We start from the raw sequence: 26,856 nt of genomic DNA on the forward strand, positions 1-26,856 counted from the left end.
GAGGCTGTCGATGTCCCGGTCGATCGCGCGCCCTGTCCTGGCAGGTCTGGCGGCTGCTCTGCTGACCGCTGCGACCGGTCCGGCCGTCGCCGCCAGCGCCGGGCTTCGGGTGGCCCCGGCCTGTGCGGCGCCACTGGCGCCCGTCCGGCCGGTCGAGGCCACACCCTGGCCCCAGCAGCGGTACGACCCCACGCGGCTCGCGCCGCTGACCACGGGTGCCGGTGTGACTGTCGCGGTGGTCGACTCCGGAGTCGACCGGGCGCATCCCCAGCTGGCCGGACGGGTGCTGGCCGGCACCGACCTGCTCGACCCGGGTGGGGACGGCCGCCGGGACTGCGCCGGGCACGGCACCGGCGTGGCGAGCATCATCGCGGCGGCGCCCCGGCCCGGTGTCGCCTTCCACGGCCTGGCCCCGGCCGCCCGGATCCTGCCGGTACGGGTGAGTGAGCAGCAGGTGGTGCAGGGCCGGGAGTCGGGGCGCACGGTCAGCGCCGACGAGTTCGCCCGCGCCATCCGCTGGGCCGTCGACCACGACGCCGACGTGGTGAACCTCTCCGTGGTGTTGTACGCCGACGACCCGGAGGTCCGCTCCGCCGTGCGGTACGCCGTCGATCGGGACGTGGTGCTGGTGGCCGCCGTGGGCAACCTGCACGACAGCGGCGACCCGCGCCCGTTCCCCGCCGCGTACGACGGGGTGCTCGGGGTGGGCGCGATCGGGGCGGACGGGGCACGGGCGACCTTCTCCCAGACCGGCTCGTACGTCGATCTGGTCGCCCCGGGCAGCGCGGTGCTGGTCGCCGCGCCCGTGCAGGGCCACCAGCAGGTCGAGGGCACCAGTTACGCGGTGCCGTTCGTGGCCGCCACGGCGGCGTTGCTGCGCGCGTACCGACCCGAGTTGACCGCCGCCGAGGTGGTGGAGCGGATCGTCGCCACCGTCGATCCGGCGCCCGGCCCGGGACACGGCGGCGGGTACGGCGCCGGCGTGCTGAACCCCTACCGGGCGGTCACCGAGACCGGTGACGGCCGGCCGACCGCCCCTCGGCCGGTTGCCGTACTCGCCGACGACCGGCCCGACCCGGCGGTGCTCGCCCGGCAGGCCCGCCGCGCGACCGCCCGGGACCGGGCTCTGGTGGCCGGCGCGGCGATCGGCCTGACGGCGGTCGCCGTGGTGTTGCTCGCCCTCGTGCTGCCCCGCGGCGCGCGTCGGCGTTGGCGACCGGCCGAGCCAGCGTGACCCGACCGGGTCGCCTCGGTGGCCCTCGTCGGAGGGCGGCCGGGGCGCCGACGCGGGCATGGTCAGCGCTCCCGGCCCACCGACGTCACTGGAACAGCCCGGTGTTCTTCTTCTCCGTGTCCAGATAGTCGGCCGCGGAGTCGTCCACCGCCACCTTGATTGCGCGCAGCATGGCCTGCAGGTCCTGCGAGGCGGACCGCCACCGCGCCTGGCGCTGCTCATACGCCTGTTGGGCGTCACCCGCCCAGGCCGACACCAGCGGCGCGGCGTCGCGTTCGAGCTGACCGAGCTGCGAGTCGAGCGTGTTCAGCGCCCGTTGAATGTCCACGCCGGCCTGTTGCAGCGCGGCGAAGTTGACGACCAGCACACCGTGGTCCATCGGAACTCCCTCCCGGCAGGTCAGAGCGGCAGCTGGATGCCGCCGCGGTTGGTGCCGGCCACCCGGCTGGCCGCCTCGTCGTCCGAGACGTCGTACTGTCGGCCGGCGGTGCGGATGGCCCCGGCGGTCTCCCGCAGGGCCCGGTGCAACGCGGCCTGATCCTGTGACCACTGCCGCTTGACCTGCTCGAACGACCGCCCACCGGCACCGCGCCAGGCCTGCTGCAACACCTCCAGCTCGGCCAGCAGGCCGGTCAGCATGGACTGCAACGACTGGTCCACCTGCTCGAACTTCGCGGCGGTCTGCCGCATCACCGCCGCTTCTGCCTGGGTCTGGGACACCCGAACATCACCTCGTCTCCTCGGTCGTGCCTGGCCGGCTGTGCGCCCACCGTCAGAGCGCACCGATCGCGTGGCCCGGTCGACGAGCATGGCTGGACGCGGGTCAGCGATGAACTTCGTGGCTGACGGTAGCGGCCCGGTAGCCGTTCTGCTACCCCGCGCGCCTCCCCTGTGGACAACCACGGCAGCCATCGGTCGCTTACGATGTGCCGCAGCCACGTCGCGGCGCGTGACGGGCAGTCCCGGGGCGGTCGGCCGCCCGGCACGTCCCAACTGGTCGAGGAGGCGCGGTGTCGCCGATCACCGCCGGAGGCCCGCAGCCGGCGAGCCGGCCCGGATGGGGCCCGGTCCCGGCCGCCGGCGCCTCGACAGCCGGGTCGGGCGCCCCCACCGTCGTCGGAACACCCACCTCTGTCGACGCCGTGCCGGGTGTCGACACCGGAGCGACCGCGACCGTAGCCGTCAGCTCCGCGCCGGCCGCGCTCGGCGTTCCCGGGCCAAGGGCAGCCAGGGATGGCGTACCCGGTCGACGATCTCGCGGTCGGTGGGCCGCGTTCAGCCGAGGTGGCGCGGGGATCCGCGCGGGTCAACTGGTCACCGGGCAGGTCGCCGTCGCGGTCGTCCTCGCCGCGCTGGGTCGGGGCACGCCGCTCACCGTCGCCGCGCTGCTGGTGGCGACGCTCCTGGTGGCGGTCGCCGGCGTGCGGGTCCGCGGCCGGTGGCTCTTCGAGTGGCTGGGCACCGCCGCCGGGCATGTGACCCGGCGCCGCGTGCTGGGTCAGCAGGCCGACCCGGCCGGGTTGCTCGCCCTGGTCGCACCCGGTGCCGTGGTCCACTCGACGGAGCTGTCCGGCGGGCCGGCGGCGGTGCTGGAGGACACCGGCGGCATGGTGGCGCTTCTGGAGCTCGGCGATCCCGGCGACCTGCTCGGCGACGCGTCCCGGGCGATCCCCGCGCCGGCCGCGCTGCTGCCGACGCCCGGTCCGGACGTCCCGCCGCTGCGGATCCAACTGCTTCTCAGCGGGACGCCGGCACCCGTCCCGACGGCGGGTGGCACCGTCGGCACGTCGTACCGGCAGCTCACCGACGGGCGGCTCGCCGGGCGGGAGCGGGCGGTGCTGGCGGTCCGGGTGCTGCGGGCGGACGGGTGGACGCAGGAGGCCCTGCGTCCGGCGCTCGCCGGCACGGTACGCCGGATCGTCCGCCGACTCGGGCCGCTGACCGCCCGGCCGCTCGGCGTGCCGGCGGCACTACGCGTGCTGGGCGAGCTGGCCCACCACGACGGCCAGCCGGTGCGGGAGTCGTGGCCGCTGCTCCGCTCGGGCGCACTCGTCCAGGCCACGTTCCGGCTGGTCGACTGGCCGCAGACCGGCGCACCCGCCGCGCGACGGCTGGTGCCCCGGCTGCTCGCGCTGCCGGCGACCGCGACGACGGTGTCGCTCTGCGTGGGGCCACCGGCGGCTGACGGCACCGGGGCCGCGCCGACCGAGATGGCCGTACGCCTGGCCGCCGCGTCGACCGCCGAGCTGACCGTGGCCGTCGACGCGCTGGGCCGACTGGTCGACGGCGTCGGCGGGACGCTGCGCAGACTCGACGGCGCGCACCTGAGCGGGCTGGCTGGCACGCTGCCGGTGGCGCTCACCAGCGTCGGGGGGCAATCGGCGGTGGCGCTGGACGACTGGGAGCTGACCCTGGGCGAGGCCGGGATGATGGTCGGCACCAACCGGCACGGCGGTGCGATCACCGTACGGCTGTTCCGGCCGGAGAGCACCCGGGTGATGCTGGTGGGCGGGGTGCGCGCCGCGCAGTTGATGGCGCTGCGGGCGATGGCCCTGGGCGCGCTGGTGGTGGTGCAGACGGCGCGGCCCCGTGCCTGGGAGCCGTTCGTGCGAGGTGTGGGCGCTCCGGGCGGAACGATCCCGCTGATCCCGCCGGGCCGACCGGTCGCCGACTCGGTGGGCACCGCGCTCCAGCCGTTGCTGCTGGTGGTCGACGCCGGGCCGATGCCGGCCGAAACCGAGCCCGGTCCCGCGTGGCGGGCCACCCTCGTGGTGCGCGACGAGCTGACCCCGGCCGATGTGGACGCGTTGAGCCGTGCTGACCTGGCGGTGCTGCAGCCGCTGCACGCGGCCGAGGCCGCGCTGGCCGGCACGGCGCTGGGGCTGGGTGGGTCGGCCGACTGGCTCACCCGGATCCGGGACGACATGGTGGCGGTGGTGAACCGCCGAGCCCTGCGGTGGGCGCTGCTCTCCCCCACCCCGATCGAGGCCCAGCTGATCGGTCGGCCGGCGCGCGGCTGAGCCGGCGGGGGCGCCGACCCGAGCTGCGGCCCGACCCTCCCTGGGCCGCGTCGTCCTTGATGGTCAACCGGTGGGTTACGCCGGTGGGTGGTCCATGGCACGATCCCCGCCATGGGTTTTCTGAAAGGGTTGCTGATTCGGCTGGCCACCACGGCGCTGGCCTTCTGGTTGGCCACACTGCTCATTCCGGGCATCGACCTGGAGTCGACCTCGGCCGTGGAGACGGTCACCACGCTGATCCTGGTCGCGGTGATCTTCGGCGTCGTCAACGCGGTGCTCCAGCCGATCATCAAGACCGTCGGCTGCGGCTTCTACCTGCTCACCCTGGGTCTCATCGCGCTGGTGGTGAACGGACTGCTGTTCCTGCTCACCAGCTGGATCGCCGACCAGGCCGGCCTGCCGTTCTCGGTGGACGGCTTCTGGCCGGCCGCCGTGCTCGGCGCCCTGTTCGTGAGCATCGTGACCTGGATCCTCGGCGCCGTTCTCGACCGGGACTGACCGGCGACCGACCACCACCGACCCGGACCGCCCGGCTCCCGATGGGCCGGGCGGTCCGGTGACCAGAGTCCGGGAATTGGCGGGCCGGCGAGCCGGTCGGGTTGGCTAGCCTCGCAGACGTGTTCTCGCTGACCCGCGCCGACGGCCACCTGATCAGCACCGATCCGGCCCGACTCGACCTGGACCGGATACACCACTGGCTGTCCACCGACGCGTACTGGGCGCTGGGGCGTGACCGGGAGACGGTCGTGCGGGCGTTCGCCGGGTCACTCCCCTTCGGCGTCTACCGACCCGGGGACGGCGGCCAGGTGGCGGTGGCCCGGGTGGTCACCGACGGCGCCACCTTCGCCTGGCTCTGCGACGTGTACGTCGACCGAGCCTCCCGGGGCCTCGGGCTGGGCGGTTGGCTGGCCGGCGCGGTCCGCGACCACCTGGCCGAGCTGGGCGTACGCCGGATCCTGCTGGCCACCCTCGACGCGCACGAGGTGTACGCGCGGGTCGGCTTCACCCCGTTGGACGTTCCGCAGCGGTGGATGCAGCTCGACCGCCGGCCACCGGTGACCCCGATCACCGGAAAGGAACAAAGCGGAGGTTCACCCCTTACGGTGGAGGCGTGACGCCACTCCGGCTGGGATACCTCTACGGCATCGGCGCGTACCTGCTCTGGGGTTTCTTCCCGCTCTACTTCAAGCTGCTGCGACCCACCGGCCCGCTGGAGATCCTGGCCCACCGGATCGTCTGGTCGGTGCTCTTCGTGGCCCTGCTGCTCGGCGCGCTGCGCAACATCGGCTTCCTACGGGCGCTGCTACGCCGCCGCCGGACGGTCGCCGGGATCGTCGCCGCGTCCGCGCTCATCGCCGTCAACTGGGGCATCTACATCTACGGAGTCAGCTCCAACCGGGTGGTGGAGACCGCGCTCGGCTATTTCATCAACCCCCTCGTGGTGGTGCTGCTCGGGGTGACGGTGCTGCGGGAACGACTGCGCCCGGCGCAGTGGGTGGCGCTGGGCATCGGCGCGTCGGCCGTCGCGGTGCTCGCCGTCGACTACGGCCGGCTGCCCTGGCTGGCGCTGACCCTGGCGTTCAGCTTCGCCGGCTACGGCCTGATCAAGAAGCAGCTCGGGTTGCCCGCCGCCGAGGGGCTCTTCGTCGAGTCGGCGGTGCTGGCGCTACCCGCGCTGGGCTACCTCGCCTGGTTGAGCCGAGATGGCGGGTTGACCTTCGGGCACGTCTCGGCCGGGCACACGGTGCTGCTGGTGCTGGCCGGCGCGGCCACCGCGATCCCGCTGCTGCTCTTCGCCGGGGCCGCCAACCGGCTGCCACTGACCGGCCTCGGCATGATCCAGTACCTGGCGCCGATCCTCCAGCTCGCCTGCGGCGTGCTGATCTTCCACGAGCCGATGCCGCCGGCCCGCCTCGCCGGCTTCGCACTGGTCTGGCTGGCCCTGGTGGTCTTCACCGCCGACGCCATTCGCCAGGCCCGCCAGTCCAGAAGCACCCCTCGCCTCCCAACCCCCGTCCCAACCCCCTAACCCACCCCAGCCCTCCCCCGCCCTGCCCCCGACCCGCCCTGCCACGCGATCTTGCAGTTTCTGTCGTCAATTTGTGGGCTTACACCCGTTATGGGACAACAAGAAGTGCAAGATCGCGGGCGGGCGGGGGGCGGGCGGGATGGGGCGGCGCGGGCACGCGGGGTTACGGGACCGCGTACGTCAGCAGGGGGGTGCCGTCGGATCGTTGGAGTTCCACGCTGACCAGCTCGGCGTCGGTGAAGCGGGTGACACCGGTGAAGTTGAGGTCGTCGCCGGGGGCGGCCAGCCAGGAGCCGATCTGCTCGCTGCTGCCGTTCGGGCCGTGGGCCACCAGCCGGAACGGGTACGCCTTGCCGTAACTCGTCCGCGCGTCGTACCCGCAGTGCATGGTCACCTCGGTGCCCCACTTGCTGCCGGCCAGCCCGATCTCGGCGTGCACCGGCCCGGCGGTGGCCACCGGCCGCATGGGGACCATCGACACCTGCGGGCCGGGGCGGGTGCCCTGTGCGCCCGGGGTGCCCGGTGGGGCGACCGGTCGGGGCAGCACCGCGGCCGTGCCGACACCCACCACGAGGGCGAGCGCGGCGGCGGCCAGCGTCGTGAGGGCGTACCGCCGACGGGTCGCCGCGCGCTCGCGGCGCCGGCGGCTCCGGGCCTCGTCGAGCAGCGCGGGCACCCGGGGCGGGGAGGGCGGCGGCAGGAACTGCTCCAGGCCCGCCGGGTCGAGGCGACCGAGCAGTCCGGGCAGGACGGCGATCTCGGCAACCGCGTCCCGGCAGGAGGCGCAACCGGTGAGGTGCCGCTCGTAGGCCGCCCGCTCGGCGGGGGCCAGGGCACCCAGCACGTACGCGCCGTCGTCGTGCGCGAACTCGCACCGAGTCATCCCGTCACCCCCATCTCGGCCAGGACCAACCGTAGTGAGCGCAGGGCGTAATGGGTGCGCGACTTCACCGTGCCCGGCGGCACACCCAGCCTCGACGCCGCCTCGGCCACCGACCGCCCCTGGTAGAAGCATTCGACGAGCACTTCGCGGTGGGTGGGGCTGAGCCGGTTCAACGCCTCGGCGACGGTCCACGCCTCCACCGCGCGCTCCGCCTCGTCGATTACCTCGGGCGGCTCGGGCAGCTCGTCGGTGAACACCTCGCCGACCCGGGTGGACCGTCGCCGCCAGGCGTCGATGGCCAGGTTACGGGCGGTGGTGAACAGCCAGGCGCGTACGGAGCCGCGTCGCGGGTCGAGGGACTCGGGGTGCCGCCAGGCTCGCAGCAGCGTCTCCTGCACCAGGTCCTCGGCCCGCTGCCGGTCGCCGTTGACCAGCCGCAGGGCGTGTGCGTACAGCGCCTCCGCGTGCTCGTCGTGCAGCGCCCGCAGCAGTTGGGCGTCATGGTCGCTGATGGCGGTCTCCTCACTTCCGGCGCGCGTCCGGCGGTGTGTCCGCTCGGGAATACGTGCGGTCACGCCGAACGGTTCAGACCGAGGTCAGACCGCTGGTCCCCACGCAGGTGTTCACGCCTGGTTCACATTGCGGCCGACGACCGCTCACCACGTCCTCCTAGCGTCCGGCTGGTACGCCGCCTGTCGTGCCACCGACTTTTCTGGAGGCCACTGAAATGAGCGACCGTCCCCGGCTGCTCCCTTTGTTGACCGGCAACCGTCATGGCACCCGTGACGCCATGACCTGTCTGTACCGCTGCGGCAACGCCTGTGACCATCCCGTCCCGAACACGTCGGACAACGCGTACTTCGGCGACGTGGTGAACGCGGAGGTCTCCCGGCGCGGCGTCGTCCGGGCCGGCGCGGTCGGCGCCCTGGTCCTCGGCTTCGGTGGCGCGGCGGCCGGCGCGCTGGCCGGCGCGGCCCCCGCCGCCGCGGCCCCCGCCACCCCAAACGTGCCGGAGGGCTTCGGCTTCGGCCGTCCCACCACGGGCGTCGGCAGCGGCGCGCTGACCTTCAAGCCGATCCCGCCGAACAAGCTGGACACCCTGGTCGTGCCGAACGGCTACGACCACGCCGTGGTGATCAAGTGGGGCGACCCGGTGCTGCCGGGCGCGCCGGAGTTCAACCTGCACCACCAGACCGCCGCCGCCCAGTCGAAGCAGTTCGGCTACAACAACGACTTCGTCGGGGTGCTGCCGCTGGACGAGCAGGGCAGGCGGGCGCTGCTCGTGGTCAACCACGAGTACACCAACGAGGACCTGATGTTTCCCGGCTTCCCCGGCCTGGACGGGCTCTCCGTGGAGCAGCTGCGCACGGCGATGGCCGCGCACGGCATGTCCGTGGTGGAGTTGGAGCGGGTCGCCGGCACCGGGCAGTGGAAGCCCGTGGACAACGGTCGCCGGCCGTACAACCGGCGGGTCACCGCGCTCAGCACCAAGTTCGACCTGACCGGCCCGGCCGCCGGCTCGGCCTGGCTCAAGACCGCCGCCGACCCCAAGGGTCGTACGGTCGTCGGCACGCTGAACAACTGCTCCGGGGGCGTGACGCCGTGGGGGACGGTGCTCTCCGGCGAGGAGAACTTCAACCAGTACTTCGTCGGCGCGGACGCCGCTCCGGCCGACCTCAAGCCGAAGCTGGACCGCTACGGCATCACCACCGCGTCCCGCTACCCCAGCGGCAGCCGTAAGTGGGAGCGCGCCGACGAGCGCTTCGACCTGGCCAAGCACCCCAACGAGGCGCACCGGTTCGGCTGGATCGTCGAGATCGACCCGTTCGACCCGGAGAGCCGCCCGCGCAAGCACACGGCGATGGGCCGCTTCAAGCACGAGGGCGCGAACGTCATCGTCGCCAAGGACGGACACGTGGTCGCGTACATGGGCGACGACGAGCGGTTCGACTACCTCTACAAGTTCGTCTCGGACAAGAAGTTCCTCAAGGGCAACTCCTGGGCGGCCCGCAAGCACAACCTCACCCTGCTGGAGTCCGGCACGCTCTACGTCGCGCAGCTCGACCAGACCAGCGCGGGCGAGATCGACGGTTCGGGCACCCTCCCCGCCGACGGCGCGTTCAACGGTCGTGGTCGCTGGATCAAGCTGGTCAGCGGCAACCGTTCGTTCGTCGACGGGATGACCGCCGCGGACGTGCTGACCTTCACCCGGCTCGCCGGCGACAAGGTCGGCGCGACCAAGATGGACCGCCCCGAGGACGTCGAGCCGAGCCTGCTCACCGGCAAGGTCTACGTGGCGCTGACCAACAACACCGACCGCGGCAAGGCCGGCAAGGCGGCGGCCGACGAGGCCAACCCGCGCAACGCCAACAAGCACGGGCAGATCCTGGAGCTGGTCGAGGACCGCAACGACAACACCTCGGAGACCTTCGCCTGGTCGCTGCCGATCGTCTGTGGCGACCCGACCGACCCGTCGACCTTCTTCGCCGGGTACGACAAGACCAAGGTCTCCCCGATCTCCTGCCCGGACAACGTCGCCTTCGACGCCACCGGCAACCTGTGGATCTCCACCGACGGCAACGCGCTGGGCAGCAACGACGGCCTCTTCGCCACCGCCGTCGAGGGTCCGGAGGAGGGTCACCTCAAGCAGTTCCTGACCGTGCCGCTCGGCGCGGAGACCTGCGGCCCGTTCATCACCGGCGACAACCGCTCGGTGTTCGTCGCGGTGCAGCACCCGGGTGAGATCACCGGCGCGTCGGTGGAGAACCCGGCCTCGAACTGGCCGGACGGCGACTACGCCAAGCCGGGCGTGGTGGTCACCTGGCGCCTCGATGGCGGCCCGGTGGGCAGCTGACGGTGCTCCCGGAGCCAGCGGGGCCCCGTGCCGGCCGCTGACGTTCCCCTCAGGCGGTTCGGCGCTGGACCGCCCCGAGAGGCCCTCTCCCAGCCCGGGAGAGGGCCTCTCGGCGTCCGGCGGGTCAGTGGTCGGCGGCGATGCCGTCGGCGACCGTGCGGGCGACGGTGAGCAGCTTGGCCCGGACGACCCGCGCGGACGTCATCATCTCGCTCGCCGGCAGGGCGCAGGCCAGCACGACCCGACGTTCCATGTCCTTGTCCGGCGTGACGAGCACCGCCGCGCAGGCCACACCCTGGCGGAACTGCCCCAGCTCCAGCTGCATGCCGCGCCGGTCGCCGGCGGCCAGGTCGGCCTCGAATGCCTCGGTGGTGGTCAGCGTCGCGGTGGTGAACGGGCGCATGCCGTACTCGCGCAGGTAGCGGAAACGCTGCTCGGTGGTGAGGGTGGCGAGCAGGGACTTGCCGAGGGCTGTCGCGTGCGCCCCCTCGTCGAAGCCGGGGACCAGGTCTTCCAGGTAGGGCGAGCGGTGCCCCTCGGCCACCGCCGTGACGGCGACCTGACCGCCGACGAAGCGGCCCAGGTAGTGGCTGTAGCCGGTTTCCACGGCGGCCCGGCGCAACGTCTCACCGACCACCGGCGGGCCCCGGAACGCGGTCACCAGCTCGCGGTAACGGTCGGCCACCTCCAGCCCCACGATGTACGTGCCGTCCTCCCGACGAATCACGTAGCCCTCGTACGCGAGGGTGCGGACCAGGTGGTAGGTGGTGGCCACGGTCAGCTCGCACCGTCGGGCGATCTGCTTGACGGTCAGGCCCTTCGGGGCGCGACCGACCGACTCGAGCACCCGCAGGGCTCGGGACACGCTGCGGATCAGGTCCGAAGGTTCTGCCAAGGGGTCGCGCACAACCACCTCCGCCGCCGGGGACTTACACCATATGAAAAACAGGCCGGGTGCGAAATGCCTGTTCGGGTCGAGGATGCCAGATCACCATCCACTCCTCGTAGGTCACTGGTCACCAGGAGTGGTCCGGGCCTGACTCGCGTAGGTTTGCCGGACGATGACCAACACCACCCTCACCCCCGCTGAAGACCGCACCCGGACCCGCCCGATCCGGGCCAGTGCCGGTGCCGTGGCCACCACCGTGGCCTGCGTACTGCCCGTCTTCCTTCTCGGCGGCCTCGCCGTGCAGATGGGAGCCGACCTCGGCTTCTCCCCGGCCGGGCTGGGCCTGGCGGTGTCCGTCTATTTCGGCGTGAGCGCGCTGGCCTCGGTGCCCTCCGGCCGGCTCGTCGAGCGGTACGGGCCGACCGTGGTGGCCCGCAGCGGCATCGTGCTGGCCTCCGGGTCGATGCTGGCCGTGGCGGTGTTCGCCCGCTCGTACGAGGTGCTGCTCGCCCTGCTGGCGCTCAGCGCCGCCGCGAACGCCCTCGGTCAACTGGCCAGCAACGCCGCACTGGCCCAGCACGTGCCACCGAACCGGCAGGGGCTGTCGTTCGGTGTCAAGCAGGCGGCCATTCCGGTCTCCACCCTGCTGGCCGGCGCGGCGGTGCCCACCATCGCGCTCACCGCCGGGTGGCGGTGGGCGTTCGTGGCCGCAGCGGTCGCGGCGCTGACGACGCTGCCGGCCGTACCCCGGCAGCGGTCCGGCCGGGACCGACGGGCCGACTCGGCGCGCGCGGGCCGGGCCACGACGGCCCTGGTGGTGATCGGCGCGGCGGCGACGTTGGCGGCGGGCGCGGCCAACGCGCTGGGCACCTTCCTGGTGGACTCGGCCGCCGCCCGGGGTCTGTCGCCGGGCCTCGCCGGCCTCACCCTGACCCTGGGCAGCGCGGTCTGCGTGGCCGCCCGGGTGGGTGCCGGCGGACTGGCCGACCGCCGAGCCAGCGGTCACGTCGCGCTCATCGCCGCGATGCTGGTGGTCGGGGCGACCGGGCTCGGTCTGCTCGCGGTGGCCGGCCCGGCGCCGTTGGTGGCCGGCGTGGTGCTCGGCTTCGGCCTGGGCTGGGCGTGGCCCGGCCTGGTGAACTTCGCGGTGGTTCGGCTGCACCCGCAGGCTCCGGCCGCCGCCACCTCGATCACACAGACCGGGGTGTACGCGGGCGGCTGCCTCGGCCCGCTGAGCCTCGGCCCACTCGCCGCCCACTTCGGCTACCCGACCATGTGGGTCACGGCGGCGGTGGCGATGCTGCTCGCCGCCGCCCTCATGCTGCTGGGCAGCCGCCTCCTAACCGCCGCCGCACCCCCAGCCCACCGTTGATCATGAAGTTGTTGCCCGATCAGACGGCGCGTCGAGGCAATAACTTCATGATCAACCGAGTGACGGCCGGCCGGGGGCCGGTGGGGGGACCAGTTGGGGGTTAGCTGGTGCGGTCGGCGATGTAGTCGCAGAGCGACTCCAGCGCCTGGCGGGACGGGCTCGCGGGCAGCGGGGTCAGGCGCGCGCGGGCGTCCTCGGCGTAGCTGCGTACGGTCTCCCGGGCGCGCTTGAGCGCCGGGCTCTCCCGGAGCAGCCCCAGGGCCTCGGCGTGCAGCGCGTCGTCGGTCAACGGGCCGGTCGCCAGGATCTCCCGTAGCCGCACCGACGCGGCGTCGGAGTCGTCGGCCGCCCGGGCGTAGAGCACCGGCAGCGTCGGGACGCCCTCGCGCAGGTCCGTGCCGGGCGTCTTGCCCGACTGCACCGACTCGGACGCGATGTCCAGCAGGTCGTCGGTGAGCTGGAACGCGACGCCGATCGTCTCGCCGTAGCCGGCGAGGGCCTCGACCTGCTCGGCGGGGGCGCCACCGAACATGCCGCCGAACCGGACCGACGTGGCGATCAGCGAGCCGGTCTTCTCGGCGATCACGCTCAGGTAGTGCGCGACCGGGTCCTGCCCGGCGCGCGGACCCACCGTCTCCGCGATCTGACCGTGCACCAAGCGGGCGAAGGTGCGCGCCTGCAACCGGACGGCCTCGGGGCCCAGATCGGCCGCGATGTCCGCAGCGCGGGCGAAGAGGTAGTCGCCGACCAGGATGGCGACCGAGTTGGTCCAGCGCGAGTTGGCGCTCGGTGCGCCCCGCCGCACGGCGGCCTCGTCCATCACGTCGTCGTGGTAGAGGGTGGCCAGGTGGGTGAGCTCCATCACCACGGCCGCCGGGACCACCTGCGCGCTCGACGGATCGCCGAACTGCGCGCCGAGCGCCACCAGCAGCGGCCGGAACCGCTTCCCGCCGGCCTCCAGGAGGTGCCGAGCCGCCTCCGTGACGAACGGGTCGGCGCTGGCCACACTGGCGCGCAGCTCGACCTCGACCGCGTCCAGCAGCCCCAGCACGGACGCCTCGACGCGGGGATCGGCAAGATGAAGGCCGAGCGCGCCGAACTGACTCGTGCTCGCCCGACCCCGACGACCGCCGGAACCGGTGGCACCTGAACGCTCGCCAGCCGGAATCACCACGCCATCAACCATGCCACACCCGTTCGACCTGCTCCGGGTCGGGGATACGCAGCGGGGGCCGGCACGCGTTCGCGCGCCGACCCCCGGTGTCCGAGGTACGTCTCACCGCACGAATTCTGCGGCTCCGGTAGCCAGGTCGAGCAACGGACCAGGGGCGACACCCAGCGCCAGGGTGGCCAGCACACCGACCATCAGCGCGGCGGACGTGAGGCCGCCCGGCACGGTGACCGTCGGCGTGGACTCGCCCGGCTCGGACAGCCACATCATCACCACAACCCGCAGGTACGGGAACGCCAACACCATGCTGGTCAGCACACCCGCGATGACGAGCCAGGCCTGACCGCCGGCCAGCGCCGGCCCGAAGACCGCGAACTTGCTGGTGAAGCCGCTGGTCAACGGGATACCGGCGAACGCCAGCAGGATGAACGTGAACAGCCCGGCGTAGAACGGCGAGCGCCGCCCCAGCCCGGCCCAGCGGGACAGGTGGGTGGCCTCACCGTCGGCGTCGCGCACCAGGGTCACCACCGCGAACGCGGCCAGCACCGAGAAGCCGTACGCGACCAGGTAGAACATGGTGCCGGAGAGCCCGTCGCGACTCGGCGCCAGCACACCGACCAGCAGGTAGCCGGCGTTGGCGATCGAGGAGTACGCGAGCAGCCGCTTGATGTCCGTCTGGGTGACCGCCAGCACCGCGCCGACCAGCATGGTCAGCACCGCCACCGCACCGAGCACCGGCGTGAAGTCCCAGCCCCCGCCCTCGAACGCGACGTGGAAGACGCGCAGCAGCGCGCCGAACGCCGCGACCTTGGTGCAGGCGGCCATGAAGCCGGTGACCGGGGTCGGCGCACCCTGGTAGACGTCCGGCGTCCACACGTGGAACGGGGCCGCGGCGGCCTTGAAGAGCAGACCGATGGCGAGCAGCGCCATGCCGGCGAAGAGCAGCACCGGGCTGGCCGGCGACTCGGTCACCGCCGCGTTGATGGTGGCGAAGTCAACCCCGGCCGTACGGCCGGGAACACCGGCGGTGAAGCCGTAGATCAGGGCCACCCCGAACAGGAAGAACGCCGAGGCGTACGCGCCGAGCAGGAAGTACTTCATCGCCGCCTCCTGGCTCAGCAGACGCCGGCGGCGGGCCAGCGCGCAGAGCAGGTAGAGCGGCAGGGAGAAGACCTCCAGCGCGATGAACATGGTCAGCAGGTCGTTCGCCGCCACGAAGATCAGCATGCCGCCGATCGCGAACGTGACGAGCGGGTAGACCTCGGTGAGCCCGTTGCGCCCCTCGGCCTGCTTCCGGTCGTCGGCGGACTCGGCGGTCACCGCGGCGTGGGCGACGAACGCGCCGCCCCGCTCGACGGTACGGTCACCGATCAGCAGCAGCGCCATCGCGGCCAGCACCAGGATGGCGCCCTGGAGGAAGAGCGTCGGCCCGTCCACCGCGATGGCCTGACCGGCCGTGACGAGCCGGTCGTCGGCGTTGAGGACCACCATGGTCAGCGCGGCGAGGACGGCCAGCAGCGCGAGCGTCAGCTGCACGACGTGCCGCGCGCGCCGCGGCACGAACGCCTCGACCAGCACACCGAGCAACGCGGTGCCCAGCATGATCATGATCGGGGCGAGTGCCGCGTAGTCGAGCGACGGCAATTTCAACTCGGTCACTGGGCCAGCCTTCCGTTCGCGACTGCGGGGCTCCGCTTCGCTGCACTCCTCGCGCTCACCGGTGCGCCTCCTGGACGGTGCCGCCCACGGACGGGGCCGGGTCGCTTCTGCCGATGTCGTCCATGGTCGCCTGGACGGCCGGGTTGATCACATCAGTGACCGGCTTGGGGTAGAAGCCGAGCAGCACGATCAGCGCGACCAGGGGGGCAACCACGACCTTCTCGCGCAGGTTGAGGTCCCGCCGCATCCCGTCGACCTCGGTCAGCGCCGGATTGAGCGTGCCCTGCGTGGTGCGCTGCACCATCCACAGCACGTACGCCGCCGCCAGGATGATGCCGACCGTGGCGATGACCGCGACCGGCTTGTTCACCGTGAAGGTGCCGATCAGCACCAGGAACTCGGAGATGAACGGCGCGGTGCCGGGCAGCGCGAGCGAGGCGAGACCGGCGAAGAACAGCAGACCGGCGAGCACCGGGACCAGCTTGCCGGCGCCGCCGAAGTCACTGATCAACGACGAGCCGCGCCGGGAGATCAGCATGCCGACCACCAGGAACAGCAGGCCGGTGGCCAGACCGTGGTTGAGCATGTAGAGCACCGCGCCCGTGCCGGCCTGCGTGGTGAAGGCGAAGATGCCCACCCCGATGAACCCGAAGTGCGCGATCGACGTGTACGACACGAGCCGCTTGAGGTCGTTCTGGCCGACCGCCAGCAGCGCCGCGTAGATGATGCCGATCACGCCCAGCGCCAGCGCCCACGGCGCGAACCACTTCGACGCCTCCGGGAACAGCGGCAGGCAGTAGCGCAGGATCCCGAACGTGCCGACCTTGTCCAGCACACCGACCAGCAGCGCGGCGGCGCCCGCCGGGGCGGCGCCACCGGCGTCCGGCAGCCAGGTGTGGAACGGGAAGAACGGGGCCTTGATGGCGAACGCGAGGAAGAAGCCGAGGAACAGCCACCGTTCGGTGCCGGTGCTGATGTCCACCTGCGACAACGCCTGCCAGTCGAAGGTCTTCCCGCCGACCACCCAGAGGCCGATCACCGCGGCCAGCATGAACAGGCCGCCGACCAGCGAGTAGAGGAAGAACTTCACCGCCGCGTACTGCCGCTGGTGGCCGCCGTAGCTGCCGATCAGGAAGTACATCGGCACCAGCATGACCTCGAAGAACACGTAGAACAGGAAGACGTCGGCGGCGGCGAAGACGCCGATCATCGTGCTCTCGAGGATCAGCAGCAGCGCGAAGTAGACCGGAATGGACCGCTTGGAGGACTCCGCGTCGTGCCAGGAGGCCAGGATCACCAGCGGCACCAGCACCGCGATCAGCATGAGCATCACCAGCGCGATGCCGTCGGCGGCGAAGGTGAAGCTGACGCCCCAGTTCGGGATCCAGGTGTACGACTCCCGGAACTGGAACCGGTCACCGCCCGCGTTGAAGCTGACCCACATCACCACCGAGAGCACCAGCACCAGCAGCGACCAGACGAACGCCACCTGCTTGGCCAGCTCCGGCCGGTGGCGCGGCAGGAAGGCCACCACCAGGGCGCCCACCAGCGGCGCCACGGTGAGCACCGAGAGGAAGGGGAAGTTGGACATTATGCGGCCTTACCTCCGTCGTGGATGCGTGGTCCGCCGGCGGGGGCGGGCGTATTCAGGTCGATCACGCCAACCACCCCGCCTGCACCGCCAGGAACGCCGCCATCACCAGCAGCGCACCGGCAAGGATCGAGGTGGCGTACGAGCGGACGAAACCGGTCTGCAGCCGCCGGAGCCGGCCCGAACCGCCGCCGACGCCAGCGGCGAGACCGTTGACCAGCCCGTCGATGCCCCGGTTGTCGAGGAAGACCAGCGCCCGGGTGAGGAAGATGCCCGGCTTCTCGAAGACCGCCTCGTTGACCGCGTCGGTGTAGAGGTTGCGTCGGGCGGCGGTGACCAGCACCCCGGCCGGTTGCGGCGCGGTGGCCGTACCGGCCCGGAACAGGAACCAGGCCAGCCCGGCGCCGAGCACCGTCACCAGCAGCGAGAGCGCGGTGATCACGCCGTGCGCGAGGACCGCCTCGTGCTCCGCGTGCTCGCCGCCCAGCCCGGCGGTCGCCGTCAGCCAGTCCGGAACGGACGTGGAGAGCAGGAAGCCGGCGCCGACCGAACCGACCGCCAGCAGGATCAGCGGGATGGTCATCAGCCTCGGCGACTCGTGCGGGTGCTCGATGTCCTCGGTCCACCGCTTCGGGCCGTGGAAGGTGAGCACGAACAGCCGCGTCATGTAGAACGCGGTCAGTCCGGCGCCGAGCAGCGCCGCCCCACCGAAGAGCCAGGCGGTCCAGTCTTCCCGCTCGAAGGCGGCCACGATGATCGGCTCCTTCGAGAAGAAGCCGGAGAACGGGAACATGCCGATGATGGCAAGCCAGCCCATCATGAACGTCAGCCAGGTGACCTTCATGTACGTCGACAGCCCACCGAAGCGGCGGATGTCCACCTGGTCCTTCATCCCGTGCATGACGGAGCCTGCGCCCAGGAACATGTTGGCCTTGAAGAAGCCGTGCGCCAGCAGGTGCACGATGGCCAGCGCGTACGCGCCACCGCCCAGGCCGACACCGAGGAACATGTAGCCGATCTGGCTCACCGTCGACCAGGCCAGCACCCGCTTGATGTCGTCCTTCGCCGCACCGATGATGCAGCCCATCAACAGGGTGAGCGCGCCGACGCTGACCACCACGAGCTGGAGCGTCGAGTTGGCGGAGAAGATCGGGTTGGACCGGGCGATCAGGTAGACACCGGCGGTGACCATGGTGGCGGCGTGGATGAGCGCCGACACCGGGGTGGGGCCCTCCATCGCGTCCGGCAGCCACGCCTGGAGCGGGAACTGGCCGGACTTGCCGGCCGCACCGAGCAGCAGCAGCAGGCCGAGCACCAGCACGGTGGTGCCGGTCATCGCGCCGACACCGTTGAACACCTCGTCGTACTGGGTGGTGCCCAGGGTCGCGAACATGATGAAGATGCCGATGGCGAGGCCGGCGTCGCCGACCCGGTTCATCAGGAACGCCTTCTTGCCGGCCGTGGCGGCGCTCGGCCGCCCGTACCAGAAGGAGATCAGCAGGTACGACGCCAGACCGACGCCCTCCCAGCCGAAGTACAGCATCACGTAGTTGTTGCCGAGCACCAGCAGCAGCATGGCCGCGACGAACAGGTTGAAGTACGCGAAGAACCGGCGGCGACCCGCGTCGTGCGCCATGTACTCGACGGCGTACAGGTGGATCAGGAAACCGACGCCGGTGATCAGGAGGACGAAGACCGCGGCCAGCGGGTCGAACAGCAGGCCGAAGTCGACCCGCAGGTCACCGACCGCGATGAAGTCCCAGAGGCTCAGCTCGACCGACTTGTTCTCCAGGCCGCGCAGCTGGAAGAAGGACGCCAGCCCGAGCACGAACGCGGCGCCGATGGCCGCGACGCCCAACCAGTGCCCCCAGCGGTCGGCCCGCCGGCCGAGCAGCAGCAGGACGGCCGCGCTGACCAGCGGGATCGCCACCAGCAGCCAGACGCTGCCGAGCAAGCCCGTGGCCTCTGCGTACTGCACAGTCTCTTCCACTTGCTTGCCCCTTAGTACTTGAGCAGGTTGGCGTCGTCGACACTCGCCGAGCGCCGGGTCCGGAAGATGGACATGATGATCGCAAGGCCGACCACGACCTCGGCTGCGGCCACCACCATCACGAAGAACGCCATGATCTGGCCGTTGAGGTCACCGTTGATCCGGCTGAAGGTGACCAGCGTCAGGTTGGCCGCGTTGAGCATCAGCTCGACACACATGAACAGCACGAGCGCGTTGCGCCGGACGAGCACCCCGGCGGCGCCGATGGTGAACAGCACCGCGGCCAACACCAGGTAGTAGTCGGGCGTCATCGGTCCGTCCCCTTCAGCGTGGTCTCCTGCGCGGTCAGCTCGCGCACCGGCAGGATGTCCGGCGTGCTCCGCTCGGTGAGCCGGCCGTCCGGCAGCCGCGCCGGGGTGGCCACCGAGGAGGAGGTCGCGAAGACGCCGGGGCCCGGCTTGGGGCCGGGGTAGTTGCCCGGCGCGAAGCGGGCCTTCATGGTCGACGGCTGGTCGATCTTGTCCTGCTTGCGCCGCTCGACGTGCGCGAGCACCATGGCGCCGACCGCAGCGGTGATCAACAGCGCCGAGGTCAGCTCGAACGCGAAGACGTACTTGGTGAAGAGCAGCCGGGCGATGCCCTGCACGTTGCCCTCGGCGTTGGCCTGCTCCAGGCCGACCGCCGTGGTGCCCTCCAGCGCCCGGGAGAGGGCACCGCCCACCAGACCGGCGAAGCCCAGCCCCAGCACGATCGCCGCGACGCGCTGGCCGCGCAGTGTCTCGATCAACGAGTCGGAGGAGTCCCGGCCGACCAGCATCAGCACGAACAGGAAGATCATCATGATCGCGCCGGTGTAGACGATGATCTGCACCATGCCGATGAACGGCCCGGCCTGGAGCACGTAGAACACGCCCAGGCAGAGCATCGTGAGCACCAGCCAGAGCGCCGAGTGCACGGCATTGCGGGCGGCCACCATCCCGATCGCGCCGATGAGCGCGAGCGGCGCGAGGATCCAGAAGGTGACCTCCTCACCGCCGGACACCCCGCCCGCCGCGGCCAGCACCGTAGACGTGGTCATGCTCCCTCTCCCTTGCCGGCCGCCGCGCGCTGGGCGGCCTGCTCGGCACCCGGGAACGTCACGCCGGGGTGCTCCTCGACCTGGTAGCGGCCGGGGCCCATCGGGGACGTCTCGGCACCGGCGGAAGTGCCCGGGTTGTCCAGCGCGCCGACGTAGTAGTCCTTCTCGCTGTCACCCAGCCGCATCGGGTGCGGCGGCTGCTCCATGCCCTCGAGCAGCGGTGCGAGCAGCTGCTCCTTGGTGAAGATCAGGTCCTGCCGGTTGTCCCGGGCCAGCTCGTACTCGTTGCTCATGGTCAGCGAGCGGGTCGGGCAGGCCTCGATGCACAGCCCACAGAAGATGCACCGCGCGTAGTTGATCTGGTAGGTGCTGGCGTACCGCTCACCCGGCGAGAAGCGCTGCTCGTCGGTGTTGTCGCCGCCCTCGACGTAGATCGCGTCCGCGGGGCAGGCCCAGGCGCACAGCTCGCAGCCGATGCACTTCTCCAGGCCGTCCGGGTGCCGGTTGAGGATGTGCCGCCCGTGGTAGCGCGGCGCCGACACCGGCGGCTTGAACGGGTAGTCGGTGGTGACGACCTTCCTGAACATGTGCGAGAAGGTGACACCGAATCCCTTGAACGTTCCGGTGATCGCGCCCACGTCACACCTCCCTGGAGTCCGAGCCGGCGACGATGTTGGCCGGCTCCCGCTCGGCGACCACGCGCGTGATACGCGGGCTCGGTGGTACCTGTAGATCCATCGGTGGCAGCGGGAAGCTTCCGTACGGCCGGCTGTCCACCTGCTCCTGCACGGTCGGCTTGGGCTGCGGGCGACGACTCGGCCAGAACAGGGTGGCGATCAGCAGCACACCGGCCGGGATGCCGACCGCGATGAGCTTGCTGCGCGAGTCCCAGTCCTCGATCGAGCGCAGGCCCGACAGGACCAGGATCCACACCAGGTTGATCGGCAGCAGCACCTTCCACCCGAAGCGCATGAACTGGTCGTAGCGCAGCCGAGGCAGCGTGCCGCGCAGCCACACGAAGACGAAGACCAGCGCGATCACCTTGCCGAAGAACCAGAGCATCGGCCACCAACCGGAGTTGGCGCCCTCCCAGAGGGTGATCGGCCACGGCGCCCGCCAGCCGCCGAGGAACAGCGTGGTGGTGACCGCGGACATGGTCACCATCGCGACGTACTCGCTGAGCATGAAGAGCGCGAACTTCAGCGAGCTGTACTCCGTCATGAAGCCGGCGACCAGCTCGGACTCGGCCTCGGGCAGGTCGAACGGCGCCCGGTTGGTCTCACCGACGGTGGCGATGAAGAAGATGACGAAGCTCGGCAGCAGCAGGATCGCGTACCAACCCGGGGCCGGGATCTCGGTGCCGAAGAGGGTCAGCCGGGTGGCGTCGCCCTGCGCGGCGACGATCCCGCTGGTGCTCATCGTGCCGGCGGTCATGAAGACGGCCACGATGGAGAGCCCCATGGCGACCTCATAGGAGATCATCTGGGCGCTCGACCGCAGGCCGCCGAGCAGCGGGTACGTCGAGCCGGAGGCCCACCCGCCCAGCACGATGCCGTAGACGCCCATCGAGGAGCAGGCCAGCAGCAGCAGCACCGCCACCGGCACGTCGGTGACCTGCAACGGCGTGTGGTGACCGGCGATGCTCACCATCGGGCCGAACGGCACCACCGACAGCGCGGTGACCGCGCAGATCACCGAGATCGTCGGGGCGAAGAAGTAGACGACCTTGTCGGCCGCCTTCGGCAGGATGTCCTCCTTGAAGGCCATCTTGAGGCCGTCGGCGAGGGTCTGCAGCAAGCCGAACGGGCCGACCTGGTTGGGGCCGGGCCGCACCTGCATGTAGCCGACCACGCGCCGCTCGAACCAGACACCGAGCAGGGTGGCCAGCAGACCGAAGGCGAACGCGAAGACGATCTTGCCAAGGACCAGCCACCACGGATCCCGACCGAAGTCGGCCAGCGTCGGATCCTGGGCCAGGAGTGACGGAGTCACTGTGCCCACCTTTCGTTCGCGACTGCGTTGCTCACTCGCTGCGCTCGTTCACTCCTCGCACTCACGGGTTACCGCCAGTGTTGAGGAGCGGACCCGGGAGACCGGCCTCGTCCGCCGCGACCCGCCCGGCCGGAACGGTCGCGCTCGGTGCGGGAACGGAGATCCGGACGACCGTGCCGGACGTCGCCCCGAGGCTGCGCCGCACGGTCGAACCGGGTGAGTTGGTCGGCAGCCAGACGACGCCGTCCGGCATCTCGGTCAGCTCCGCCGGCAGGGTCAGCGCGCCGCGGTCGGTACCAACCGTGACCGCGTCGCCGTCGGCCACACCGAGTGCCTCGGCGGTGCCCTTGCCCAGCCGGACGACCGGCGGGCGGGCGGTGCCGGCGAGGTGCTCGTCGCCGTCGGTCAGGGTGCCGAGGTCGACCAGCTGGTGCCAGGTCGCCAGCACGGCCTCCCCGGCACGCGGGTGCGGCACCGTCCCCGGCGACACCGACGGAGCGGACGGCCGGGACGTGCGCGTGGCCGGCAGCGAACCCAGCTCGCGACGCACACTCGGCACGTCGGCGGTGCCGAGCCGCACGTCGAGCAGGGCGGCCAGCGCGTCGAGCACCCGGCCGTCGGTCATCGCTGCCGTGTTCAGCACCGCCTCGAACGGACGCAGCCGACCCTCCCAGTCCAGGAAGCTGCCGGCCTTCTCGACCACCGGGGCCACCGGCAGCACCACGTCGGCCCGCCGGGTCACCGCGCTCGCGCGCAGTTCCAGGCTGACCAGGAACGGCACCGCGTCCAGAGCGGTCTCGGCCAGCCGCGGGTCGGCCAGGTCGGCCGGGTCGACACCGCCGACCACCAGCGCACCGAGCTGCCCGTTGGCCGCCGCCGCCAGGATGCCGTCGGTGTCCCGACCGGCCTGGCTCGGGATCACCCCGGCCGGGATGTCCCACGCCTCGCCCAGCTCGGCCCGCGCCGCCGGCTCGGTGACCAGTCGACCACCGGGGAGCAGGTTGGGCAGGCAGCCGGCGTCGACCGCGCCGCGGTCACCCGCGCGCCGCGGCACCCAGGCCAGCTTCGCGCCGGTACGGCGAGCCACGTCCGCCGCGGCGGAGAGCCCACCCGGCACACCGGCCAGCCGCTCACCGACGAGGAGGATCGCGCCCGGGGCGCTGAGCGCCTCGGTGACCGTGGCGTGCTCGGCGAGCACGCTGGCCTCCTCGCCCGGCACGACCCGGGCCAGCTTGGCGCCGAGCTTCTCCAGGCCGCGGGTGGCGAACGGCGCCAGCGCGTACACCGTCAGGGTCTTCTTCAGGTACGCCTTGCGCAGCCGCAGGAAGAGGATCGGGCACTCCTCCTCCGGCTCCAGGCCGACCAGCACCACCGCCGGCGCGTTCTCCACGTCGGTGTAGGTGACGTCGGTGACCCCGGCGACCGAGCTGGCCAGGAAGTCGGCCTCCTCGCGGGAGACCGGCCGGGCCCGGAAGTCGATGTCGTTGGTGTTCAGCGCGACGCGGGCGAACTTGGCGTACGCGTAGGCGTCCTCGACGGTCAGCCGACCGCCGGTGAGCACCGCCGTGCCCTGGCCGCCCTCGCGGGCCGCGTGCAGCCCCTCGGCGGCCCGGGTCAGCGCCTCACTCCAGGACGCCTCCCGCAGCTCACCGGTGCGCTCGTCGCGGACCAGCGGGTTGGTCAGGCGGTCGGCGGCGCGGGTGTACTGGAAACCCCAGCGGCCCTTGTCGCAGTTCCACTCCTCGTTGACCGCCGGCTCGTCGCCGGCCAGCCGGCGCAGCACCTTGCCGCGCCGCCAGTCGGTGCGCTGCCCACAGCCGGCCGAGCAGTGCTCGCAGACACTCGGGCTGGAGACCAGGTCGAACGGGCGGGCCCGGAAGCGGTACTGGGCACCGGTCAGCGCGCCCACCGGGCAGATCTGCACGGTGTTGCCAGAGAAGTAGGAGTTGAACGGGACGTCCCCGGCGTCGCCCTCTTCGCCGTACGCGTCGTCCCGGTAGATGTTGATTTCCTCGGCGGACGACCGGCCCATCAGGTCGATGAACTTGTCGCCGGCGATCTCCTCGGAGAACCGGGTGCACCGCTGGCAGAGCACGCAGCGCTCGCGGTCCAGCAGCACCTGGCTGCTGATCGCCATCGGCTTCTCGTACTCCCGCTTGTGCTCGTGAAAGCGCGAGTCGGTGCGGCCGGTGGACATCGCCTGGTTCTGCAGCGGGCACTCGCCGCCCTTGTCACACATCGGGCAGTCCAGCGGGTGGTTGAGCAGCAGCAGCTCCATCACCCCCTCCTGCGCCTTCTTGGCCACCGGGGAGGTGAGCTGGGTACGCACGACCATGCCGTCGGCGACGGTCTGGGTGCAGGAGGCGACCGGCTTGCGCTGCCCCTCCACCTCGACCAGGCACTGCCGGCACGCGCCGGCCGGGGCCAGCAGCGGGTGGTCGCAGAACCGGGGAATCTCGGTGCCCATCTGCTCGGCGACCCGGATCAGCAGCGTCCCCTTGGGGGCGGTGACCTCGACGCCGTCGATGGTGAGCGTGACAGTCTCGGTCTGCTTGGCTACGTCCGTCATTAGTGGGCTCCCACCAGCTGCTTGTCCGACAGCTTCGGCGCGGTACGTCCCTCGATGTAGTCGAGGTAGTCCTGCTTGAAGTACTTCAGCGACGAGGTCACCGAGCTGGTCGCGCCGTCACCGAGGCCGCAGAACGAGCGGCCGAGGATGTTGTCGCAGGTGTCCAGAAGGGTGTCCAGGTCCTCGTGGGTGCCCTGACCCGAGAGGATCCGCCGGTAGACCCGGACCATCCAGTAGTTGCCCTCCCGGCACGGGGTGCACTTGCCGCACGACTCGTGGTGGTAGAACTCCAGCCACCGGTACGTCGCGTAGACCGGGCAGTCCTGGTCGGAGAAGATCTGGGTGGCCGTGGTGCCGAGGATCGAGCCGGCCGCCGCCACCCCCTCGAAGTCCAGCGGCACGTCCAGGTGCTCGGCCGCGAGCAGCGGGGTCGACGATCCGCCCGGGGTCCAGAACCGCAGGTTGTGCCCGGGCTGCATGCCACCGGCCAGCTCCAGCAGCTCGCGCAGCGTGACGCCCATCGAGCACTCGTACTGGCCCGGGTTGACGATCCGGCCGGACAGCGAATAGATCATCGGCCCGGAGGACTTCTCGGTGCCCATGGACTTCCACCAGTCGGCCCCACCGAGCACGATCGGCGGCACGCTGGCGATGGTGCCGACGTTGTTGACCACCGTCGGGCTCGCGTACAGGCCGTGGGTGGCCGGGAACGGTGGGCGCAGCCGGGGCTGACCCCGGAACCCCTCCAGCGAGTCCAGCAGGGCCGTCTCCTCGCCGCAGATGTACGCCCCGGCGCCGGAGTGCACCACCAACTCCAGGTCGTAGCCGCTGCGCAGGATGTTGCGGCCGAGGTAGCCCTTGTCGTACGCCTCCTGGACCGCGTTGCGCAGCCGGCGCGCGGCGTGCACCGCCTCGCCCCGGATGTAGATGTACGCGCGGCTGGCCCGAATCGCGTACGACGCGATGATCACGCCCTCGACCAGCGCGTGCGGGTCGTGGGTCATCAGCGGCAGGTCCTTGCAGGTGCCCGGCTCGCCCTCGTCGGCGTTGACCACCAGGTAGTGCGGCTTACCGTCGCCCTGCGGAATGAAGCCCCACTTGAGGCCGGTGGGGAAGCCGGCGCCACCCCGACCGCGCAGCCCGGAGTCCTTGATCAGCTGGATCAGGTCGTCCGGGTGGGCCTTGAGCGCCTTGCGCAGCGCGGCGTAGCCGTCGAGCTGCTCGTACGTGCCGATCCGCCAGGCGTCCGGCGACAGCCAGCGCTTGGTCAGCACCGGCGTCAGCTTGGCCAGCGTCTCCGGGCGGGGAGTGGTCACTTCTGGGCCCCCGTTTCGCTCGCGTCCGCCGATTCGGCGCCGTCGGCGTCCGTCCCGGTCTTCGCTTCGGTGAGGTTGCGCTCCTGCGCCCCGGCCTCGTCGCCGGCGGGCTTGCCGTCGCCGGCCGGCGGGTTGGCCGCCGCGCCGGCGGCCTCGGCCGACCGTGCACCGCCAGCTTCGGGCGCCGTGCCGGTGCCGTCCACCGGAACCTTGGTGCCAGGAGCGTCCGGCACCGCCGTGCCCGCGTCCGGCTGCCGGGTCTCGGCGGTACGCACCTGCGGCGACTTGTCGTCCGGTGCCTTGACGTCAGGTGCGGTGCTGCCGGTGGCGGCCTCCGGCAACGCCTGCTCGGCGACCCCGGTCGGGGCGGACGCCCCGTCGCCACCCTTGACCGGTGCCGCGCTGGCCTCGGCGGGCGCTGGCTTGGCGGCCTCCGCCTTCGCCTTCGCCTCGGCGGCGGCCTTGTCGGCCTCGGCCTTGCTGCGGATCGGGGTGTTCGGGTCGAAGCCCGGCACCGAGACGTTGTGCTCCTGCGCCAGCCGCAGACCGCGCAGGGTCGGCTCGCCCGGCCCGCCGTCGGCGACCGCACCGTCGCGTTCGTCGGCGAAACCGGCGAGCTGCACCGCCATCTCCTTGAGCGTGCAGAGCCGCGCGCCGCGCGTCGGCATCGGCCGGCCACCGGCGCGCAGCTCGTCGACCACGCCGACGGCCGTGGAGGAATCCACCCGGTCGAAGAAGTCGTAGTTAACGGTCATCACCGGGCCGTAGTCGCAGGCCGCCAGGCACTCGGCGTGCTCCAGCGTGATCGTGCCGTCGGCGGTCGTCTCGTCGTGCCCGACACCCAGATGCTCGACGAGGGTGTCGTAGACCTCCTGGCCGCCCAGCACGTTGCACATCGTGTTGGTGCAGACGCTGACCAGGAAGTCACCGGTGGGCTTGCGCTTGTACATCGTGTAGAAGGTGGCCACGGCGCCGACCTGGGCCTTGTTCAGCCCGAGCACCTCGGCGCAGAACGTGACCCCGGCCGGGGAGACGTACCCCTCCTCCGCCTGGACCAGGTGCAGCAGCGGCAGCAGCGCCGAGCGGGACCGGTCCGCCGGGTAACGGGCGATGATCTCGCGTGCCCGCTCCCGCGTCTCTTCGGTGAAAACACTCATCAGCGTCGCCTTCCGTTCGCGACTGCGGGGCTCGCAAGCTCACTCCTCGCAC

At 71.7% G+C, this 26,856-nt stretch carries 23 protein-coding genes; 7 read left to right on the top strand and 16 right to left on the bottom strand.

The features are described 5' to 3' along the window. The first annotated feature begins 10 nt into the window (after positions 1-10). Positions 11-1,234 carry a type VII secretion-associated serine protease mycosin gene (mycP, locus tag OG505_RS25080; RefSeq protein WP_405428131.1) on the top strand — a complete coding sequence of 408 codons (1,224 nt, stop codon included), beginning with the start codon at positions 11-13 and terminating at the stop codon, positions 1,232-1,234. 85 nt (positions 1,235-1,319) lie between these two features. On the opposite strand, the gene OG505_RS25085 is transcribed toward mycP, so the two are convergent. Further along, complete coding sequence (locus OG505_RS25085) at positions 1,320-1,613, bottom strand: WXG100 family type VII secretion target (protein ID WP_405428133.1); 294 nt, start codon at positions 1,611-1,613, stop codon at positions 1,320-1,322. 20 nt (positions 1,614-1,633) lie between these two features. Beyond that, positions 1,634-1,954, bottom strand: coding sequence for a WXG100 family type VII secretion target (locus OG505_RS25090; protein WP_234584564.1), 321 nt, complete (start codon positions 1,952-1,954; stop codon positions 1,634-1,636). A 422-nt stretch (positions 1,955-2,376) separates the two neighbouring features. Here OG505_RS25090 and eccE point away from each other — a divergent pair, with 422 nt between their 5' ends. From eccE to rarD, 4 genes are all read left to right on the top strand, one after another. Beyond that, on the top strand, positions 2,377-4,254 hold the full coding sequence (gene eccE / locus OG505_RS25095) for a type VII secretion protein EccE (RefSeq protein ID WP_405434694.1): 1,878 nt from the start codon (positions 2,377-2,379) through the stop codon (positions 4,252-4,254). Between the two features lie 111 nt (positions 4,255-4,365). Then, a complete protein-coding gene (locus tag OG505_RS25100; protein WP_405428135.1) occupies positions 4,366-4,752 on the top strand; it encodes a phage holin family protein in 387 nt (128 codons plus the stop codon). Between the two features lie 119 nt (positions 4,753-4,871). Beyond that, a complete protein-coding gene (locus tag OG505_RS25105) occupies positions 4,872-5,369 on the top strand; it encodes a GNAT family N-acetyltransferase (protein ID WP_405428137.1) in 498 nt (165 codons plus the stop codon). Beyond that, on the top strand, positions 5,366-6,283 hold the full coding sequence (rarD, locus tag OG505_RS25110) for an EamA family transporter RarD (protein WP_405428139.1): 918 nt from the start codon (positions 5,366-5,368) through the stop codon (positions 6,281-6,283). The genes OG505_RS25105 and rarD overlap by 4 nt, the downstream gene beginning before the upstream one ends. 163 nt (positions 6,284-6,446) lie before the next feature. Here the strand turns inward: rarD and OG505_RS25115 are convergent, their stop codons facing one another. Next, positions 6,447-7,166: an anti-sigma factor family protein gene (locus OG505_RS25115; protein ID WP_405428141.1), complete on the bottom strand. Its 720-nt coding sequence runs from the start codon at positions 7,164-7,166 to the stop codon at positions 6,447-6,449. After that, entirely contained in the window at positions 7,163-7,678 is a 516-nt protein-coding gene (locus tag OG505_RS25120) for a sigma-70 family RNA polymerase sigma factor (RefSeq protein ID WP_405434696.1), read from the bottom strand. Before OG505_RS25120 ends, OG505_RS25115 begins: the two co-directional genes overlap by 4 nt. Positions 7,679-7,893: 215 nt before the next feature. Here OG505_RS25120 and OG505_RS25125 point away from each other — a divergent pair, with 215 nt between their 5' ends. Next, entirely contained in the window at positions 7,894-10,020 is a 2,127-nt protein-coding gene (locus OG505_RS25125) for a PhoX family protein (RefSeq protein WP_405428143.1), read from the top strand. 124 nt (positions 10,021-10,144) lie between these two features. On the opposite strand, the gene OG505_RS25130 is transcribed toward OG505_RS25125, so the two are convergent. Next, positions 10,145-10,927, bottom strand: coding sequence for an IclR family transcriptional regulator (locus tag OG505_RS25130; RefSeq protein WP_405428145.1), 783 nt, complete (start codon positions 10,925-10,927; stop codon positions 10,145-10,147). A 154-nt stretch (positions 10,928-11,081) separates the two neighbouring features. On the opposite strand from OG505_RS25130, the gene OG505_RS25135 reads away from it, so the two are divergent. Further along, the gene (locus OG505_RS25135; RefSeq protein ID WP_405428147.1) at positions 11,082-12,281 is read left to right on the top strand and encodes an MFS transporter; all 1,200 of its coding nucleotides are present in this window, start codon (positions 11,082-11,084) and stop codon (positions 12,279-12,281) included. A 100-nt stretch (positions 12,282-12,381) separates the two neighbouring features. On the opposite strand, the gene OG505_RS25140 is transcribed toward OG505_RS25135, so the two are convergent. From OG505_RS25140 to nuoE, 11 genes are all read right to left on the bottom strand, one after another. Then, the gene (locus tag OG505_RS25140; protein ID WP_405428149.1) at positions 12,382-13,467 is read right to left on the bottom strand and encodes a polyprenyl synthetase family protein; all 1,086 of its coding nucleotides are present in this window, start codon (positions 13,465-13,467) and stop codon (positions 12,382-12,384) included. Between the two features lie 90 nt (positions 13,468-13,557). Beyond that, a complete protein-coding gene (gene nuoN / locus OG505_RS25145; protein WP_405428151.1) occupies positions 13,558-15,111 on the bottom strand; it encodes an NADH-quinone oxidoreductase subunit NuoN in 1,554 nt (517 codons plus the stop codon). A 55-nt stretch (positions 15,112-15,166) separates the two neighbouring features. Then, positions 15,167-16,702 (bottom strand): NADH-quinone oxidoreductase subunit M, encoded by a 1,536-nt coding sequence (locus OG505_RS25150; RefSeq protein WP_405428153.1) that lies wholly within the window; start codon positions 16,700-16,702, stop codon positions 15,167-15,169. A gap of 64 nt (positions 16,703-16,766) precedes the next feature. Then, positions 16,767-18,692, bottom strand: coding sequence for an NADH-quinone oxidoreductase subunit L (gene nuoL / locus OG505_RS25155; RefSeq protein WP_405428155.1), 1,926 nt, complete (start codon positions 18,690-18,692; stop codon positions 16,767-16,769). A gap of 11 nt (positions 18,693-18,703) precedes the next feature. Continuing rightward, positions 18,704-19,003, bottom strand: coding sequence for an NADH-quinone oxidoreductase subunit NuoK (gene nuoK, locus OG505_RS25160; RefSeq protein ID WP_030334139.1), 300 nt, complete (start codon positions 19,001-19,003; stop codon positions 18,704-18,706). Further along, a complete protein-coding gene (locus tag OG505_RS25165) occupies positions 19,000-19,770 on the bottom strand; it encodes an NADH-quinone oxidoreductase subunit J (protein ID WP_405428157.1) in 771 nt (256 codons plus the stop codon). Before OG505_RS25165 ends, nuoK begins: the two co-directional genes overlap by 4 nt. Further along, positions 19,767-20,408, bottom strand: coding sequence for an NADH-quinone oxidoreductase subunit NuoI (nuoI, locus tag OG505_RS25170; protein ID WP_007454597.1), 642 nt, complete (start codon positions 20,406-20,408; stop codon positions 19,767-19,769). Before nuoI ends, OG505_RS25165 begins: the two co-directional genes overlap by 4 nt. A 1-nt stretch (position 20,409) precedes the next feature. Then, positions 20,410-21,762, bottom strand: coding sequence for an NADH-quinone oxidoreductase subunit NuoH (gene nuoH, locus OG505_RS25175; RefSeq protein WP_405428159.1), 1,353 nt, complete (start codon positions 21,760-21,762; stop codon positions 20,410-20,412). 61 nt (positions 21,763-21,823) lie between these two features. Further along, positions 21,824-24,331, bottom strand: coding sequence for an NADH-quinone oxidoreductase subunit G (locus OG505_RS25180; protein WP_405428161.1), 2,508 nt, complete (start codon positions 24,329-24,331; stop codon positions 21,824-21,826). Then, positions 24,331-25,647, bottom strand: coding sequence for an NADH-quinone oxidoreductase subunit NuoF (gene nuoF / locus OG505_RS25185; protein WP_405428163.1), 1,317 nt, complete (start codon positions 25,645-25,647; stop codon positions 24,331-24,333). The genes OG505_RS25180 and nuoF overlap by 1 nt, the downstream gene beginning before the upstream one ends. After that, positions 25,644-26,804, bottom strand: coding sequence for an NADH-quinone oxidoreductase subunit NuoE (gene nuoE, locus OG505_RS25190; protein ID WP_405428165.1), 1,161 nt, complete (start codon positions 26,802-26,804; stop codon positions 25,644-25,646). The genes nuoF and nuoE overlap by 4 nt, the downstream gene beginning before the upstream one ends. Positions 26,805-26,856: the final 52 nt, after the last annotated feature.

Source organism: Micromonospora sp. NBC_00617, from assembly GCF_045161355.1.
GTDB lineage: Bacteria > Actinomycetota > Actinomycetes > Mycobacteriales > Micromonosporaceae > Micromonospora.

Bases quoted from the DNA above. Each gene is read 5' to 3' on its own strand.
- mycP (WP_405428131.1), top strand. From the start codon at position 11: ATGTCCCGGTCGATCGCGCGCCCTGTCCTGGCAGGTCTGGCGGCTGCT.
- OG505_RS25085 (WP_405428133.1), bottom strand. From the start codon at position 1,613: ATGGACCACGGTGTGCTGGTCGTCAACTTCGCCGCGCTGCAACAGGCC.
- OG505_RS25100 (WP_405428135.1), top strand. From the start codon at position 4,366: ATGGGTTTTCTGAAAGGGTTGCTGATTCGGCTGGCCACCACGGCGCTG.
- OG505_RS25115 (WP_405428141.1), bottom strand. From the start codon at position 7,166: ATGACTCGGTGCGAGTTCGCGCACGACGACGGCGCGTACGTGCTGGGT.
- OG505_RS25125 (WP_405428143.1), top strand. From the start codon at position 7,894: ATGAGCGACCGTCCCCGGCTGCTCCCTTTGTTGACCGGCAACCGTCAT.
- OG505_RS25135 (WP_405428147.1), top strand. From the start codon at position 11,082: ATGACCAACACCACCCTCACCCCCGCTGAAGACCGCACCCGGACCCGC.
- OG505_RS25140 (WP_405428149.1), bottom strand. From the start codon at position 13,467: ATGGTTGATGGCGTGGTGATTCCGGCTGGCGAGCGTTCAGGTGCCACC.
- OG505_RS25150 (WP_405428153.1), bottom strand. From the start codon at position 16,702: ATGTCCAACTTCCCCTTCCTCTCGGTGCTCACCGTGGCGCCGCTGGTG.
- nuoK (WP_030334139.1), bottom strand. From the start codon at position 19,003: ATGACGCCCGACTACTACCTGGTGTTGGCCGCGGTGCTGTTCACCATC.
- OG505_RS25165 (WP_405428157.1), bottom strand. From the start codon at position 19,770: ATGACCACGTCTACGGTGCTGGCCGCGGCGGGCGGGGTGTCCGGCGGT.
- OG505_RS25180 (WP_405428161.1), bottom strand. From the start codon at position 24,331: ATGACGGACGTAGCCAAGCAGACCGAGACTGTCACGCTCACCATCGAC.
- nuoE (WP_405428165.1), bottom strand. From the start codon at position 26,804: ATGAGTGTTTTCACCGAAGAGACGCGGGAGCGGGCACGCGAGATCATC.